This is a genomic window from Kitasatospora sp. NPDC086009, from assembly GCF_044540385.1.
Taxonomy (GTDB): domain Bacteria; phylum Actinomycetota; class Actinomycetes; order Streptomycetales; family Streptomycetaceae; genus Kitasatospora.
Genome location: NZ_JBITSA010000003.1, coordinates 601,262 through 617,677, shown reverse-complemented (window position 1 = coordinate 617,677; position 16,416 = coordinate 601,262). Strand labels below are relative to the sequence as shown.

At 67.1% G+C, this 16,416-nt stretch carries 9 protein-coding genes; 2 read left to right on the top strand and 7 right to left on the bottom strand.

All coding sequences use genetic code 11. From position 1 onward, the window contains the following. Window positions 1–25: 25 nt before the first annotated feature. Window positions 26–463 carry an ATP-binding protein gene (locus ACIF6L_RS11800; protein WP_396488149.1) on the bottom strand — a complete coding sequence of 146 codons (438 nt, stop codon included), beginning with the start codon at window positions 461–463 and terminating at the stop codon, window positions 26–28. Window positions 464–723: 260 nt separating this feature from the next. On the opposite strand from ACIF6L_RS11800, the gene ACIF6L_RS11795 reads away from it, so the two are divergent. After that, window positions 724–1,605: a helix-turn-helix domain-containing protein gene (locus tag ACIF6L_RS11795; protein WP_396488147.1), complete on the top strand. Its 882-nt coding sequence runs from the start codon at window positions 724–726 to the stop codon at window positions 1,603–1,605. Beyond that, on the top strand, window positions 1,602–1,832 hold the full coding sequence (locus ACIF6L_RS11790) for a DUF397 domain-containing protein (protein WP_396488145.1): 231 nt from the start codon (window positions 1,602–1,604) through the stop codon (window positions 1,830–1,832). The genes ACIF6L_RS11795 and ACIF6L_RS11790 overlap by 4 nt, the downstream gene beginning before the upstream one ends. Before the next feature lie 73 nt (window positions 1,833–1,905). Here ACIF6L_RS11790 and pglX read toward each other — a convergent pair whose 3' ends face one another. From pglX to ACIF6L_RS11760, 6 genes are all read right to left on the bottom strand, one after another. After that, window positions 1,906–5,502 carry a BREX-2 system adenine-specific DNA-methyltransferase PglX gene (gene pglX / locus ACIF6L_RS11785; protein WP_396488143.1) on the bottom strand — a complete coding sequence of 1,199 codons (3,597 nt, stop codon included), beginning with the start codon at window positions 5,500–5,502 and terminating at the stop codon, window positions 1,906–1,908. Continuing rightward, entirely contained in the window at window positions 5,499–10,175 is a 4,677-nt protein-coding gene (gene pglW / locus ACIF6L_RS11780; protein ID WP_396488141.1) for a BREX system serine/threonine kinase PglW, read from the bottom strand. Before pglW ends, pglX begins: the two co-directional genes overlap by 4 nt. Before the next feature lie 162 nt (window positions 10,176–10,337). Then, a complete protein-coding gene (locus tag ACIF6L_RS11775; protein ID WP_396488139.1) occupies window positions 10,338–11,312 on the bottom strand; it encodes a CBS domain-containing protein in 975 nt (324 codons plus the stop codon). Between the two features lie 65 nt (window positions 11,313–11,377). Continuing rightward, a complete protein-coding gene (locus tag ACIF6L_RS11770) occupies window positions 11,378–13,186 on the bottom strand; it encodes a DUF262 domain-containing protein (RefSeq protein ID WP_396488137.1) in 1,809 nt (602 codons plus the stop codon). 225 nt (window positions 13,187–13,411) lie between these two features. After that, window positions 13,412–15,310 (bottom strand): DNA/RNA helicase domain-containing protein, encoded by a 1,899-nt coding sequence (locus ACIF6L_RS11765; protein WP_396488135.1) that lies wholly within the window; start codon window positions 15,308–15,310, stop codon window positions 13,412–13,414. 131 nt (window positions 15,311–15,441) lie between these two features. Beyond that, on the bottom strand, window positions 15,442–16,344 hold the full coding sequence (locus ACIF6L_RS11760; protein WP_396488134.1) for a DUF3800 domain-containing protein: 903 nt from the start codon (window positions 16,342–16,344) through the stop codon (window positions 15,442–15,444). Window positions 16,345–16,416 lie beyond the last annotated feature (72 nt).

The following is a 16,416-nucleotide window of genomic DNA, read 5'->3' as shown; positions in this document are numbered from 1 at the left end:
CCGCAGGGCCGCCTGTCGGTTGTGCTCACCGGGGGTTCCGGTTCTCGGGCGCGACCGTGGCCCACACGACCTTGCCGATTCCGCCCTCGCGCGGGCACCAGCCCCAAGCGATCGACAGCTTCTCCACCAGCCGGAGTCCGCGGCCGTTCTCGTCGTCCGAGGAGGTGGTCCGAAGGGCGGGGCGGGCGCGGCCGGCGTCGTGCACCTCGAGGCGCAGGTGGTCGGGCTTGTGCTCGAACCGGATCAGGAGGAGGCGGCCAGGCGCCGTACGCGAGTGCTGCACGGCGTCGTTGACCAGCTCGGCGAGGACGGACTCGGCGGCGTCGAGGTAGCGCTCGCCGGAGGCGTGGAGGGCGAGGAACTCCCGGAGCAGCCGGCGGGCAGTGCTCCCCGACTTCGGATGACGCGACAGCCAGCACGAGTACTCGTTGGCGGCGGGCGGGATCTTCAGGGCTGCGGGCATGGCGATGTCCCCTTCGGAGTGCGAATGAGTTCGACGTGATCCGGGGTGGTTGACAGCCCCGGTGACGGCCGGAAGGAGGCACGGGAATGCCCGGTGGCGAGCCGTCAGGATCACGGTGTGTCGTGCGACTGACTACGTTGAGTAGCATGCACCGGTTTCATGATCGTGTGCAACGTTGCGCGAAGAAACGATGACCGATGATCTTTGTTGCTCGGGCCGACGGCCGGGTAGCAGACTGACTGCTACTCAAGGGAGGTCGTATGGAGGGGGAGAAGGCGCCCAACGCCCCATCGACGGTGCTCGGACGTCAGCTGGGCGATGAGCTGCGCACCATGCGGGAACGGGCCGGTCTGACGACCGCCGACGTGGCGGCCGAGCTGGACTGCACCAAGGGCAAGATCTCTCGGATCGAGAACGGTCGATCCCCTGTTCGCGCGCCGGATCTCGCCGCGATGCTCCGCCTCTACGGCACCGGTGACGCGGCGACGACGGAACGACTGACCGAACTGGCGCGTACGGCGAACAAGCGGCGCAGGAGCGGTTGGTGGAACGAGTACGGCGATGTTCTCGCCGACACTTACCGGGACTTCATCGCGCTTGAGGCGGTCGCCTCATCGGTGCGTACGTTCCAGAGCCAGACCATCCCGGCGCTGCTCCAAACCCGCGACTATGCGCGAGCCTTGTCGGTTGCCAGTCGGCGATGGAAGCAGCCGGAGGAGATCGAGCAGTTCGTCTCGGTGCGCCTCACCCGTCAGAATCGCCTGACCGAGGACGAGCCGCTCTCCGTTTGGGCTGTATTGGCCGAGGGCGCCCTTCGCCAGCAGGTCGGTGGCCCTTCCGTCATGCGTGACCAACTTGCGCAGCTTGCCACTGCGGCGGCGATGCCCAACGTGACGGTGCAGGTCGTTCCGTTTCGCGTCGGTGCGCACGCGAGCATGGCCGGGCCATATGTGATCCTCGGATTCCCGTCGGCCAGTGCGCTGGACGTGGTCCTGGTGGACAATCCATCCGGCTCGATGTGGCTGGAGCGAGCACCTGAGGTCGAGGTGTATGTGGACCTGTGGGACGACGTCCGTACGAAAGCGCTGTCCCCAGTGGAATCCCTGGAACTGATCAACTCGATCAAGGAGAACGCCATATGAGCTCGACGTCTGATGCTGTGGCCGTGGACCTGTCGGCTGCCATGTGGAGGAAGAGCACGTACAGCGGGCCTGACAACGAGTGTGTCGAGGTGGCTGACGGTGTGCCCGGGGTGACGCCGGTTCGCGACTCCAAGGATCCCGAGGGCCCGGCGCTGGTATTTCCGGCTGAGGCGTGGTTGGCGTTCGTCGCCGGGATCAAGGGTGGGGAGTTCTCCGCCGACTGCTGAGTCGTCCTGCTTATGCAACAGCCTCCGGCCGGAGATCCGGCCGGAGGCTGTTGCACGTTGCGGGGCTGAAGCGTCAGCCCTTGGCGGCGCGGCCACGACGGGCAGGCGCCGGACGCCAAGCCCGCAGGTCGTCGTCGGTCAGACCGTGCTCACCCTGAATCTGCGCGCGGTAGCCGGCGAAGAAGTCGGCAGGGGAACCGCCGTACATCGCATCGAACTCACCGTGCCACTGGTTCAGCCAGGGCTGGAGCTCCAGGAGGCCCGCGAGATAGGGGGTCAACTCCTCGGTGGTGAAGTCGTTGTTGGTGAAGTATGTGGTGAGCGCCTGCGCCTGCTCGCGATGGTCCCAGCCGGCCCAACCGAAGAGGTCGGGGGTGCCGGAGGTGGTCGTCGAGTAGGAGATGAACCGCTCCTTGGGAACATCGAGCTTACCCCGGGCTCGCCAGTAGGACGGCTTGAGGAAATCGGCCGACGTGTACTTCGGTGGCACGGGGATCGAGTTCCGGATTTTCCGCCTGGTCGGTTCGTCTAGCGCGGCGTCCTCCTGGCGCTGGAGGTCCCACACGTGCTCCCAGTCAGCGCGTTTCTTCAGTCCGGCTGGCTTGTAGCGCAGGGCAGGGAGGAACGGCATGTGCTCATCGGTGAGGAGATCGGCGACGACGGTGGCCAGTTCCTTGCGCGGCGCGTAGATCGCAGCGACGGAGATGAGGTCTGTATCACGTGAGAGCGCATCTGAGAGTTGGGCACGGCTCAGGAGGCTCGGCTGGCCATCCTGGTACCAGAAGTCTGCATTCTCGATACGGTCGAGTAGCCACGAGCGGAGCGCCTTCTCTTGGAGGGCACTCCAGCCTTCAGTTGCCCAACGACGCTTGTACTCAGGGCGCTCGATCATACCGATAGCACGGGACGTTTCGATGGCCTCGATACGCTTCTGCACGATGGCTTTGTAGCCATCGGACCAGTGATCGGGTAGGTCGGTGATAGCCACAGAACCATGCCGCTTGAACCACTCGTCGGAAGCCTGCCCGTTATCGACCTGGCGAGCGAGGACGATCTCGAATGCCCGCTGGCCTAGGGCAAGTTCGGGGATTTCGGCCTCAGGTGCGCGGAGGTCGTCTGTATGCAGGTTGTAGAGCGAATATGTTTGCCAGTCCAGTTCCTCCTGAAGTGCGATCATGCGGGCGCGGGCTGCTTCCCATGACTTTCGAGCCTCGCGGAGCGAGGCAGCGGTAGGGGCGACTTCAGAGATATGGGAAGACGGACTCGCCGCGGAGAGTTTCTGAGCAAGGGCGTCGAGTGCGTTTGCGAGCTCTTTGGCATAGGAAGAAGGAAGTGGGAATTCCTGTAGAATTGTGCCAGTGAACTCGTAGAAACTCTCCCAAGCGTAGCGGCCCGTTCCTCGCTCGCCACCTCGGTTTCCCTTATCGTGACTGACCATTTTGAGCCAGAAGCACGCGGTTGAGCTGTTGAGAAGTCCGAGTAGCTGCAGATAGTCCTCGGGGCTTGCCTCGTCGGGCAGCTTGATCACCGGGGCGTGCTGATTGTATGCAATGCCGGAAGTGTCAAAGGCTGCGTGAATGCATGTCGCTACATGGCTGAATGAGATTGTCTCCCGTGTGCGATAGCGATCAGCTACCCAGCGGTACCATGACCACCAGGGGATTCCCATATCGAACCTGGACTTGCCGGAAAAGTCGGTGAGGTTCCCCATGATTTGCTTGTAGTGCCACAAGTGCCGCGCCCAGCGTGCCTGCTCGTCCAGGTCGATCAAAGTGCCGGTGCTCGAGTATGGAACCAGTGCGATTGAAGCTGGCCATGTGCCCCAGTCCCGAATATCTTCGCCCACCGCAATTGGTCGAGTCAGCTCAGGTGGCGTCCGGTATCTCTCATGCCAGTCGGCCGGCAAATAGAAGGCATCATCTACGCCTGAAAATCCTGCGAACCCAATATCGCGCGACAGGACTGACCTCAACTTGGCGGTGCCGTGCCGATTGATGGCCTCGATGACCTCCAGGCCGCCTTCGGCAAGAATCCAAGGTTGCTTCCCGAAGTTCTTCTCTCGCTCCAGATCATCCACCGAGATCCATGGGCTGATCGACCCAGGTTCGTCGATCTGACTTACAATGGCATTCCATACCAGGCCGTCCTCCGGATTCTCTGGCGTGGAGGGCTCCCCTAGGGCGCTTCGCACCGTGCGGATTACTTGTGAACGACTTCCTGTGGTTCGTCGCTTTCCAACCAGAATGACCGTGGGTGTCCCGTGTCCCGGAATGTATGCGCCCGATGTGTCGATTACTTCCTTTAGATCTACCTTGTGGGCGAAGTATTCCTCGATTAGCTTGGTTCCGAACTCTCGCTTCATGAAGGAGTTTGCAGTAATCTGGCCGACCATGCCATATCCTCGGCCGTCATCATTTCCAGCTCGTGCGAGTTCAAAGAAGCGCTGCGCAAAGGGTACCGATAGTGCATACTTGCCCGCGCAGGCGTTGTACAGCTCGCGGTATAGTGCATTGAGCGTTTTGTCTTTGACAGTGATATAAGGAGGGTTCCCGACCACCACGTGGTAGCGACCCTCCTCCAGAATGCCTGGGTGCTCCTGAATATCCTCTGTTGCATATGCGAATTCAGCCAGCTCGTCGCCTGACTCCTCGCCCAGGAGGGTGAGTTCGAGCTGGCGAGCCTTGATAAGTGAGTCTCCCACTGCCAGGTGGATCGGCCAGTCGTACTTTCCGGCCTCTGCCAGCGTCCGGACCTGCGCCGCTGCCATCGCCGCGACCAGCAGCCGGAAGCGCGCAATGGCGACCGCGAAGGGGTTGATGTCGACGCCGTGCACCGAGTCCAGCGCCGCCTGCACCCGCTCGTAACGGTCCCGTCCGGGTTGGCCCTCGGCCCAGAGCTTTACCAATCGCCGGAAAGCACCCAGCACAAAGTGGCCCGATCCGCACGTCGGGTCGATCATCTTCAGGCCCTCGTAGCCGAACTCCCGCACGGCCGGGTCCATCGCCCGGTCGAGGATGAACTCCTCCACGAACTCCGGCGTCTGGAGCAGCGCATATGTCTTTCGTGCCGCCTCGGACAGGTCCTGGTACAGGTCACCCAGGAAGCGGGTGTCCCATCCCTCCGTGCCGTCGTCGTTCAGCTTGTCCGTGAAGTCGTGGACGAGTACGCCAGCCTCGTCCCGCTCCCGCCAGAACTCGACGAGCGCCCGCGCACCATCGTGCGACAGCGGGATCTGGAACAGCGGGTTATGCCGCTTGTCGAACAGCAGCTTGCCGGCCTGCCCGGCGCCCAGCTCCGCGAACGCCCGCTCCAGCCACCCGCGATACGTGGGGTCGGCGTCTTCGTCCACGTACGCCGCGTACCGCTCCAGCGCGAGATCCCGCCGCTCATCCGACGCCCCGGTCAGGTACGGCTCCGGGATCAGCTCGTTGTCCTCGCAGAACCGCACGAACACGGTGCCCAGCACCCACGCCACCGCGACCTGCGTCACCCGCTCGTCGAGCCACGAGTTCCACGTCGCGGCCGTACGCCCCAGCTTCCGTGCCTGGTCGTACTCGGCGCGCAGCTTGACCCGCACGTCCTCCACAGCCTTGACCTGGCTGCCGAGGTCGGTCTCGACCGCCTTGACCTGCTTGATCAGATCTGCCAACAGGGCCTTGCGGTCGATCACTTCGTCGCCTCTCCACTTGCGCCGGCTCGGTGGGCGTTGTTGACCCACGAGTCCGGAAGTTCGATCCACTCTCCGAGCCCCGACTGGTACGGCACAGTCGTCGTCCCCAGCCGGGGATCACGTGCCGGGTCGCTCTGCGGGCAGAGCAGCCAGAGCCCCCGTCCGCTGTTGCGCGACCGTCCAGCCAGCCGGTCGAGCACCGCCATGGCGTCGTACCGGGCGAACACCCCGCCGTCGACCAGCAGCACGGGCCGCCCGGGCCCACCCGCTGTCACCAGCTCACCGATCCGAGGCTCGACCACCCCCCACGCCGTCCGCACGTACTCGCCGAACCGCATCGCCGCCGGTGTGCCCGGCTCCGCAGCATCGGCGCGCAGGATGGTTTCCCAGGTCGGCTTCGGTCGAGGGTCCACCAGCTCGTGCAGGGCGTCGATCAGCAGTTCCGCGACCGACACAGCCTCCGCTCCGAACCTGCTGTCGCCGCCATCACCGGTCAGCTCCTGCGCCGCCTCCCGGGCGAGTCCGGTCCGCACGGTCAGCGCTCGGAAGCCGTCGCGCCGCGCAGAGGACAGCAGTCGTTCCTCCGCCTGCATGGCGCCGGCCAGCAGCGGATCGTCGTCGTACCGGGTGACCAGAGAGATGCGCGTGGTTCGACGGCCGGCACCGGACGTGAGGTAGCTGGAGCCGGCGTCGACCCGTCGCGGCAGGTAGCGCATGGTCTTGGTGCCCGCCCGCAGCGAGAGGACCAGGTCGAATCCGGCCTCCCGCAGCGCCTTCGTCAGCGGACCGTCGGTGGGCAACGAGTGCCCGCCGTTCCCGTCCAGCAGCTCGGGGAACCGGGCGCGGACGCGCTCGTGCACGTCCTCCCAGGTCAGACCCGGCTGCTGTGCCTCCGGCACGCCGGGCGTGATCCGGACGAGCCCGGCCTGGGTGAGCCGCAGGGCCCGGACCAACGACAGGTCGCGCGGGTAGATCTCCAGCCGCGGCGTGGCGGCGGCGTTCCGCGAGGCGGCTGCGGCCAGCTCCACCGTCCGCCGCTCGTCCCACTCCACGGCGCCGCTCGGCAGGGCGACCGCGCCGAGTTCGGCCAGGACTGTCGCTGCCGTCGGCAGGGTGTCGAGCTTGGCGAGCCGATCGGCGACCTTGCCGAGCCGCTGCGCGTAGTCCAGCAGGCCCGGGGCGGACGGGGTCTCGGGGGAGTCGTCCTCTCCGACCTCCAGTGCCAGCAGGCCGGCGCCCATGCCTTCGTCGGCCGCCTCCCGGTTGGCGACATGCCGGAACTGGGCGGCTGTCGGGTTGAGTTGCTCGACCTCGAGAACGGCTCGTACGGCCGCGAGCCCGAGTGCCCGGCGATCGCCACGCCCTTGCAGCCGGGTGCCGCGCCGGACTGCGAGGGCATCCGCGATTTCGGCCGCCGAGGCGACCCGCCCCAGCGTGCGCAGCAGCTCCAGGATCTCTGACCGCAGCACCTGCACCGCTGCCTGCTTGCTCCAGCGAATGCGCTGGGGCTTCAGGATCTGTGGAATCCGGCCGGCGGTGAGTTTGAGGTTGTCGGCGACGTCCTTCTGCTTTGGCCAGACCCCGATCTCCGGCAGGGCTCCGGTCTCGTTGGGCAGGCGCAGCAGCAGCCTGACCGTTTCGACCTCGTTGCGGTTGGACCCGTCCTTCTTGAGAGGGGGCACGAAGATCGTCGCCAGGGTGTCGAGGCTGACCGTCCGCAGGGTCCGAGGAGACAGGCTCCCGGCCGCGTCGCCCGTCGCCAAGGCGTCGACGGCGGCCTGCTCGACCACCGACAGTTCGGCCAGCTCCTCCTTCGCGGCCTTGCGCCCCTCGGGCGTGAGCGGTCCGGCCGGCTGCTCGGCGAGGCGGCGGCGCCACTCCTTGATCCGGCCGAGCACCTCGTTGCGCGTCTTGGGACCGAGACCGGGTGAGTTGACGAGCCGGCTCTTGGTGAGGTCCAGCAGCTCGCCGACGGTGTTCACCCCGAGGCCGAAGACGAAGGACTCTGCGGCCGGGGTCAGGCCGGCGGCGGAGATCGCGGTCTCCCGGGTCGCACCCGAAGCCTTTTGATCCCGCTCGCGGTCGGCGTCCTCGGGTTCGGCGTCCGCGATGGCCGGCGGGGCGGTCTCGGCCGTCGAAGCATCGTCCTGTTCGGCAGACGCAGCAGCTGCGTCGCCGGTGGCGGAGGGGCGAGTCCGCCCCGAGCTCGGCTTGGCACTGTCCAGGTCGAGGAAGATCTTCTTCCACGCGTCCCGCATGGGCTTGAGCTCGGAGAACCGCTGGGAAGCGTCTCGGTGCAGGGCCTTGCGGAAGAATGCGGTCAGACCTTCTCGGACCGCAGAGTCGAACGCCTCGATGGCGATCGTCGCGTGGGGTTCCTTCGCCGGATCGGTCTGCCGGGCGGACACTCGGCCGCCGCCCCACACCGGGAGCTCGCCGGAGGCCATCTCGTGCAGGGTCGCGGCGACGGCGTAGCGCTCGGCGTGCGCGTCGTAGACGGAGCGTGTGAGCGTCCCGATGAACGGGTCGAGGTAGCCGTCGGTGCCGGCGCTGGTGTCCTGCACGCGGTAGCCGGCGAGCGAGAAGTCGATCAGGACCAGCTCGCGGGTCCGGTTGGGGCGGATGCGGATGGCGATGTTGTCCGGCTTGATGTCCCGGTGCCAGACGCCCTCGCCCTCGAGGAAGTCCACCGCGCCGAACAGGTAGTCGCCGTATGCCTCGAGCTGGTCGATCAGCAGACGGCCGCGCTCGCGCAGTTGCCGGCCGACCGTCTCCTCGCGCCGCCGGGTGGGGCGCGTCCCCGGCGTGGTGCTCTCGTCCTCGCGTTCGTCGCCGACGAATTCGAGGGCGAGGACGGTCCGTGGGCCGATGGTCAGCGGCTCCGGCTCGACGAGGCGGATGATCCCGGAGTGCGGCCGCAGCCGGCCCATCACCTCGGCCTCGTGTCGGAGCACCTCGGCGCGGCTGTCGCTGAGGGCGACCTTGAGCACGCACATCGCCTTGGAGCGCCGGGCCTGCGGGTCGGCCTGGAGGTCCCGGACGAGGAACGCCCGGCTGGTCGAGCCGGTGCCCAGCCGGCGCCGCACCTCCCAGCGGCCGGCCAGGATGTCGCCCGCGACGGCGTCCAAGGGGTCCTTCTCCGGCTCGGCCTCGGCCGCGGGCGCAGCCGAGGTGTCCGGCGTCGGAGCGGTCAGGCTGTCCTCGACGAACTCCAGCATCTCCAGGAACTCGTCGACCGAGGAGAGCCGCTGATCGGCGTTGTAGGCGGTCGCGGCCTGGACGAGCTCGTCGATGTCCTCCGAGAGTCCGTCGACGATCGCGCTGGGACGCAGTCCCTCGCCGGCCTCGAGCTGGGCGACCAGCTCGGCCTGGCTCGCGGCCGGCGGCTGGAGCGTCGCGATCAGATAGGTCAGCCCCCCGAGGCCGTAGACGTCGAGCAGCACGGGGTTGGGGTTGACGGCGGTGAGTTCGGGGGCGAGGTAGGGGTCGGCGGCGTCCGCCAGGTGGGCGCCGGCGTTGGAGATCGCCGTCGGGGCCAGCCGGGGGGCGCCGTCCGCGCTGCCGCCGGACGAGCGCTGCACCGCCACCTGCCAGTCGGAGATCTGCAGACGCGGGTTGAGCCAGCCCGACTCCTCACCGTCCGCACCCGCCGTGCGGCCGCGCTCGCGCGGGACGACATGAATGGCGTGGGCCGCGAGGGTGCGGTGGTAGATGCGGTTGCTGTGTCCGGAGCGCATCGTCTCGGCGAGCTGGCGCACCAGCGACATCCTCGTGAGGATGTCGAGCTTGGCCCCGTACTGCACCAGGTACTCGTCGAGCCGCAAGGTCCGCGGGTCGTAGTCGAAGATCAGCGCGGGGCCGGCCGAGTGCCCGGACGAGTCGTACTGGCGCAGCTGCACGACGCCCGGGTGCCGGAAGCGTCGCAGGACGGCGGCCTCGCGCAGCGCGGCGCGTTCGACCGAGGCCCGGAGGCCGGAGTCCGAGCCACGTTCGCGCAGGTAGATGCGGACCCGGGCGGCTTCCGGGAGTTCGCTGTGCCGGGCCAGGTAGTCGGCCCAGGTCGGGCCGGAGTCGAAGGACTTGCGGTTCAGCAGGTAGGGGCCGACCTTGTACTCCGCGTCGCTGCGGGCGATGCCGACGCTCTCGAGTGCCGCCTTGATCTCACGCGAGGCGACGGCGTCGACCCGCCGGCGCTCGTCGCGGGGCGGTTGCTGCAGCATGGTGACCAGCTGGTCGACGGTGTAGACACCGTGCTGATCGGACGGGGCGAGCCGTTGCCGCAGCGAAGCGTCGGTGAAGCAGACCGCCTCCGACACCCAGACCCGTCGGCCGTTCTGCGTGAGCAGCCCGGCGAGCTCCTTGGCCTTCTTGTTCGCCAGGTGGAGCGGGTTGCCGTGAGGGACCTGGCGGCCGCTGGGCTGGGTCTGCAGCCAGGTCCCGCTGCGGGACTCGATCGAGCCGTGCCAGTCCTTGAGCTCGATCAGATAGACCCCGCCCGGCGCCACCACCAGCAGGTCCACCTCACGGACGTGTCCGGTGTTGGCGGTGAAGGTGAAGTTCGACCACGCCCGCCAGGGGTCGGCGTTCGGCAGCTTCTCCCGGATCGCTTCCAGGCCGCGGCGTTCGTGCTGGAACTCCGAGTCGGTGACCGTCACCCACCGGCCGTCCCGCATGCGCCCTCACCGCTTCTTTTCGTGTTGTGCTTCGCTGCTGGTCAGCAGCCGGATCACCCAAACGATCGTAGCGGGTGGCGGTTGTCCCCGGAGGACTCGTACAAAAAAGTGGACGGGGTCGCGAAGACCTGCGGAATCGCTCGCCGTCGCAACGTCCACGGCTCAGGAGACGAAGTCCCGGAGCAGCTTGGTGAACGAGGTGAGCTCCAGGAGCAGGTCGCCGGGCAGCGGTTTCTCGCTGAAGTGGGCGATCCGGTTGCGGATTTCCTTCACCCTCTTCAGATGGTGGACAAACTGTGTCCTGTCCATGGCAACCCAGCCGAGTGTGGCCCAGTTGACGTCCGCCTTTTCGGCCAGTGCCTGCTTGGCCTGCGTGCCGTCGAGAAGCTTGATGTAGTCGCCGAACATCAGGTCGGTGATCAAGCCAGATCGCTCGTCGACCTTCTTGTTCGTCTGCACAGCCTTGATCGCTTCTTTGTCGAGAGCGGCGCCCAGGCCTCGACGGAGCAGCGACTCGATCTCTCCGACCAGAAAGAAGGGACGAGCCGCACCCTCGAAGCGCTCGGTGACGTCCTCCGCTGTCACGATGCCGGACAGGCAGCCGTCCTCGCCGCGGACCAGGAGGTAGCCGTGCTCCTTGATCACCGGAAGACAGCTGAAGAACTCCTGGCGCACGTCCGCCACTGGCGGGGAGTCCTTCTGCATGGCCTGCTCGAGCGTGGCGGCCTTTCCGGTCTCGTACATCTTCGCCACCGAGTGCCAGGTGACCACGCCGTGCAGCGTGGCCATTCCCGTGGTCACCGGGATCTGCGAATATCCGTGCGTTCGCATCAGGTAGGTCGCCTGTGTGAGCGAGGCATTGAGGCCGACGCCGGCCACCCCGTTGCGGGCGCACTCGAGATCCCCGAGATGGAGGCGCTGCGGCAGGGCCTGGGAAGGGAGCGTCTCCTGCTCCTCGCCGGCCTCAGGATCGACCTCCGCGAGTGCGACGGCCGCCTGCTCGACGACGTCGACAGTGCCCCGGTGGTGGCAGACCGCGAAGTTCGGAACGGTCGCCAGACCGACGTCGGCCAGTGACTCCGAGATCAGCTGCACGCTCTGGTGGTTGCGAATGCGCACACCGAAGAGGTCGAGCATCTCCTGGAGGGGGATACGGGTGCCCTTGAGAGCCAGGAGGTCCTGCGGGGAAGGCTTCGCAGGCATCACGCGCCGCCGTCCGCCGCACCACGCAGCGCGGTGCGCTTGCCCATGGCGCCCTGGACCAGGTCCACCAGCTGCCTGGAGCGGTTGACGTAGAAGCGCTCGTAGTCGTCGGCGTGCAGCGCTTCGGGGTCGATGAGGTGGGTCGCGATGACGTCGTCGAACCATTCCGGTCGCATGTCCGAGGCGCTGACCAGCGACGGGAGGTAGGTCGCCGGCGAGCCGGACATGCCCTGGGCCGCGCGGTAGGAGAGCGGCGTCTTGTTCACGATGGAGCCGGCCGGGAACTTCTGTCCGTACGCCTTGTCGATCCACGCCTTGGGGAAGATCTGCCGAACGCCGACCGAGTGCTCGTCCAGCCGCACGGGACTGATCGGTGCAGCGGTGTAGTGCCAGTCCACCGCGCCCTGCTTGATGAGAAGGGCGTAGATCCCCTTGTAGGCCGCGCTGTGCCGCGTGGTGAGGGTGTCCAGGCGATCGGGGAAGAAGTAGGCGTCGCCGACCGTGTCGGGGGCGTCGCCCGTACCACGGATCCACCCGATGAGCTGTTCAACATCCTTGGTGAAGCGAGTCTCGGTCGAGCCGCCGTACATCTCGCCGAGGACACCGCACCAGTACCACCTGGTGATCATCTCCTCCGCGCGGAGGCCGTCGGTCTCCTCGCCCAGGATCGCGCGGATCGCGGCCAACGGAACGAGCTGCGTGCGGTAGGGGAGATCTGCCGCACGCACGATGCACTGCTGCTGGAGGAAGTCACCGACCCAGGCGAAAGCATCGGCCAGCTTCGGGGCCAGCCGGTCGAAATCGGCGAGCGGGAGCTCCAGGAGGTCGCGGCGCTTGCAGGAGACTGCGGCACCCGGCCGTTCCTGCTTGCGCTCCCAGGTGCGTACCAGCGCGACGGCCTGCAGGAAGTCGCTGCTGCTCAGACCGTCCTCGATGCCCTGGTCCAGGCGGCCGAACACCGGGAAGCGAGTGGCCAGGTCCCGCTTGATCGCGTGCCAGACGACGGGCAGCTGGTAGTAGTCCCCGGACGTCGCCGTGAAGGTGCGGTCCCCGGCGTAGGTGGCGGTCAGCAGCTCGAAGACGTTCAACGGCACGCCGCCGGTGTTGACGCGTTCGAACACCGCGCACACGGCGTCCATCGAGGTCGACGCCGACAACCGGATCATGGGGACCTGGAATGACCGGATCTTCTCGAGGACGCGCTCCTCGAACTCGGACCACAGGTCCCAGTTCTGGTCGTCCCCGTTGACGAACGCCTTCTTCCAGACGTTGACCCGTGGGATGTCGAAGACGAAGTGGAGCGGAAAGAGCCCTGCCCTGCATTCGCTCTCGACGGTGGTCAGGTCGAGGGCGTTGGCACGGGAGAATTCGGTCCGCAGGATCTTGTTCTCCGGGACGGACACGACCGCCTCGTCCCGGTCGGCGGAGGCACCTACGGCCTTGGCGATGTCGACGTAGTACCAGCGCTCAATCGCCTTGCCACGCGCGTCGACCGTCTTCACCGGAGCATCGAGGTAGAGGGCCTGGAACAGTGAGGTCAGACGCTGCTGCCCGTCCAGAAGCAAGAGGTTGGGGACCTTCTCCTGCTCGGAGTCCGCGCCCGTGAGCGTACGGGCCCGGAACGGGGAAGCTCCGCCGGTTTCCAGGGTCATCACCACGCCGAGCGGGTAGTCGAGTGTCACCGTGGCGATGATCGCCCTGATCCGGTCGTCGTCCCACTTCCAGTCGCGTTGGAAGTCGGGAAGTTGAAGCGTTCCGGACGCGACGTCCGCGAGGACGTCCTTGAGCTTCGGACTGTCGAGCGCCACCCGATCGATTCCCCACCTTGATGCCAGCGATGTGCTGAGAAGGATTCGACCAACACGTTCCATTCGCAGTCAACCGGTTTGGCGATTTCCGTGGTCGAAACAGGCAGGTCAGCATGCGGGGTGGACTGCCCCAGCGCGACTTGTTGATCGGATCGCCCTCGAAGGGTGGGCTGACGACCCGGGGTGGGGGTCGAGGACAGCGGTGCCGGTTCAGCCCGATAGTGGTCAGACGGTGACTTCGGGCAGCATGCGTGCCGGTGTGGCCGACCGCGGGGCCACCAGCTCGCGGAGCTTGGCTCGGGTTTCGGCGTCCGTCGAGTAGACGACCGTGCCGATCATCCCGCGGGTCAGCAGTACCTTGTAGGTGTTGCGGATCAGGCGGTCGATGGCGGCGTCGCTGTCGGACTTGCGGAAGACGGGGTCCTTCGAGGCCGCCCGGTCGGTCTCCCAGTGGTCGGTCCGCCAGACCAGATCGGGCCCGATGATGACGCCGCTCCAGTCGTACTCGAATCCCTGCGCGGTGTAGACGCACCCCACCTGACCGAAGCCGGCGGGGTCGGTGGCCCAGAGTGCGGCCGGCGGGGCGCCGGCGACCGAGCGGTCGCCGAAGAGGTTCCACGGCCGTGCCCAGTCCCCGATCCGGACGTCCAGTGGCAGTGGGTCCCCGGGCGCGATCTTCTTGGTCCACCTCCAGCAGTACCCGGCTGACATGCGGGCGCCGTAGCCTTCGGCCCGTCGGGCTTCGAGGAACTCCTCCAGCTCACCGGGGCTGTCGACCACCTCGAGGACGACCTTGTCGTCGGGCTCCCACTCGACCGGGCCGCCCGGCTCGAGGCCCAGGAGCCGGACCACCCAGCGCAGGTACGCGTCACTGCCGCCGCAACGGAACTGGCTGTCCAGCTCCACGACGCGGCACTCGAGGCCCTTGAGCGCGGCCGCGGCCCGGATCTGGGCCACCGTGCCCATCTCTCCGGGTCGCACGACCTGGTGCTCGTCGAGCAGGAAGACGGGTACCCGGGCGGCGTCGATCAGTTCGTCGATCTGCGGCTTACCGGTGCGCTGGGCCGCCTGGGTGTAGCGGTTGGCCGAGGTCTCCCGGATGCGGTGCGCCTCGTCGCAGATCAGTACGTCGAGACCGTTGCGCTCAGCCGTCATGAAGCTGTTGAAGTACTTGAAGAGGTCCTGTACTTCACGCTTGCGTGCGCCGGCCACCCGGCGCATGGTCGTGGTGAAGGAACTGGACCCGGTGGCGTGCAGGGCTGTGATGCCACGCCGGTACAGGTCTCCGAGGAGCGAGAGCGCGATGACGCTCTTCCCGGTGCCCGGACCGCCGGTGATGACGAGGACCTCCTTGTGGTCCGACCGCTGTGAGCGCCGGACGGCGCGCAGGACCAGCTCGTACGCCACCCTCTGCTCATCCAGCAGAACGAACTGCTCGCGATCGCGGACCTCCTCGGCGGCGACCGCCATCAACTGCTTGGAGGGACCGACCTTTCCGGCGAGGAGCTCGTCCGCCGCTCCGGCACCGGGGACCGGACCGAGCCGCGCCCGGAGGTGGTCAATGAATTCGCCGCGACGCTCGGCTGTGAACAGTCGGCCACGCTCGCTCGGCTCCAGGTGGATTCCCTGGACACCCAATTCGGTCGCATTGTGGAGATAGGCGACGCCGGACAGTCGGTGCGGGTGCGCCGCCAGTGCGCCGTTGAACGACACGAGGTAGTCGCAGTACCCGCGAACCTGCTCGATGGGGTTGAGTACCGGCCTGCTGTACGCGTCCACGCGGCAGAGCAGGGGCTCGCCGTCCTCCGGGAGAGCGCTGCTCCACTGCTTGAGTTCGACCACCACGTAGGACGGCTCACCGGTACCGGGGTGCACGCCGGCGAGTATCACGTCCGCCCGCTTGCTGTTCAGCGGGAGCGAGAACTCGATCAGCATCTCGACCATGCCGAGCCCGGCGTCGACGAGCGCGTTCGCCAGAACGGGGATGCTCCGCTCCCAGGAGCGGATCTCGGACGTGCCGGGCTTGTGACCGTGTACGTGGAAGAACTGCTCGATCAGGCGCAGGGTGAGCGAACCGGCCAGGCTCTCGGCAGCGACCGTGGACGCGGAGTCGCGGAACAGCAAGGCAGGCCCCCAGGCAGCACGAAGAGACTCGTGCGGGTGGGGGCGTGTCCCGGAGGAAGCCCGGCGGGCCGCGTCGACTATTGGGTGAAGACTCTACCGGCAGGGTTCGTGTACCTCTGCTGAGGCAGCCGTCAGACGGCCAGAGCCGGTTCGGTCTCCGGGGCCTGCTGCGGGACCAGCGGCTGACTGGGCTCCTCCGGGCGGGGGAAGAGCAGAGAGCCTCCTCGGGTGGGGTCACGGCGGTTCGAGACGACCACACCGCCGCGCCACTTCCCGGTCGGGTCCTCGAAGCGCAGTTGGAGCTTGCGGACGCGATCCAGGTAGCGCTCGCGAACCACGGCGAACTCGGCGCGGCTGTGGACGTTCTCCGTGAGATCACCCGCGTAGGTGTGGCAGGCCGCGGGGAAGAGGATCCCGGCGATCAGGATGTCGGCGATCTGCAGCGCGAGATGCGTGTCGCTGTGCCCGAACACGGGCGACTCCGCGACCGAGGGGAACAGGTCGCCCTTCGCGTCGAGCTTGCGTGCGGTGATCCCGTGGACGTTGCCGGCGTTCTTCTGGGGATTGCGGCTGTCGAGGATGAGTAGCGCCTTCTCGTGCCGATCGGAGAGGTGGTGCTGCAGGTTGGCGCACAGTCCGCGGATCGCCCCCGCGTACATGCTGCTCTCGCTGTTGGTCTCACCCACGGCTTTCACCAGGACCCGGGCCATCACTCCGGCCTCGTGCTCCTCGAGCAGCCGAAGGGTCTTGTCCAGGAAACCGTGAGCGCGGCGGTGGCGGCCGGGAGCGGTCGACCGGATGTCCTTGCGGAAGTTGGCGCCCTTGATCTCGTGCCGGACGACGTCGAGGAGGGACGCCGTGCCCAACTCGCGCGGGCTGAACGTGCGCTTCAGCTGGAGGAAGTCCGTCGTCAGGGCCTTGAGGCTGCTCTCCGGGACGACGAAGCCGCCGATGACCATCACCGGTGTCGAGTTGCCGATTGCCAGGTCGAGCCGGCCGCCGTCACCTGACTCGTCGACGTAGCAGAGGTACACGACAGACTTCCCCTCGGGAACAACTATGGCCGACCCTCCAACAACGTGGAGGACGGCCATAGGGCTTGCTGC

Coding starts and splice junctions, on each gene's coding strand:
- ACIF6L_RS11800 (WP_396488149.1), bottom strand. CDS start 463: ATGCCCGCAGCCCTGAAGATCCCGCCCGCCGCCAACGAGTACTCGTGC.
- ACIF6L_RS11795 (WP_396488147.1), top strand. CDS start 724: ATGGAGGGGGAGAAGGCGCCCAACGCCCCATCGACGGTGCTCGGACGT.
- ACIF6L_RS11790 (WP_396488145.1), top strand. CDS start 1,602: ATGAGCTCGACGTCTGATGCTGTGGCCGTGGACCTGTCGGCTGCCATG.
- pglW (WP_396488141.1), bottom strand. CDS start 10,175: ATGCGGGACGGCCGGTGGGTGACGGTCACCGACTCGGAGTTCCAGCAC.
- ACIF6L_RS11775 (WP_396488139.1), bottom strand. CDS start 11,312: ATGCTCGACCTCTTCGGTGTGCGCATTCGCAACCACCAGAGCGTGCAG.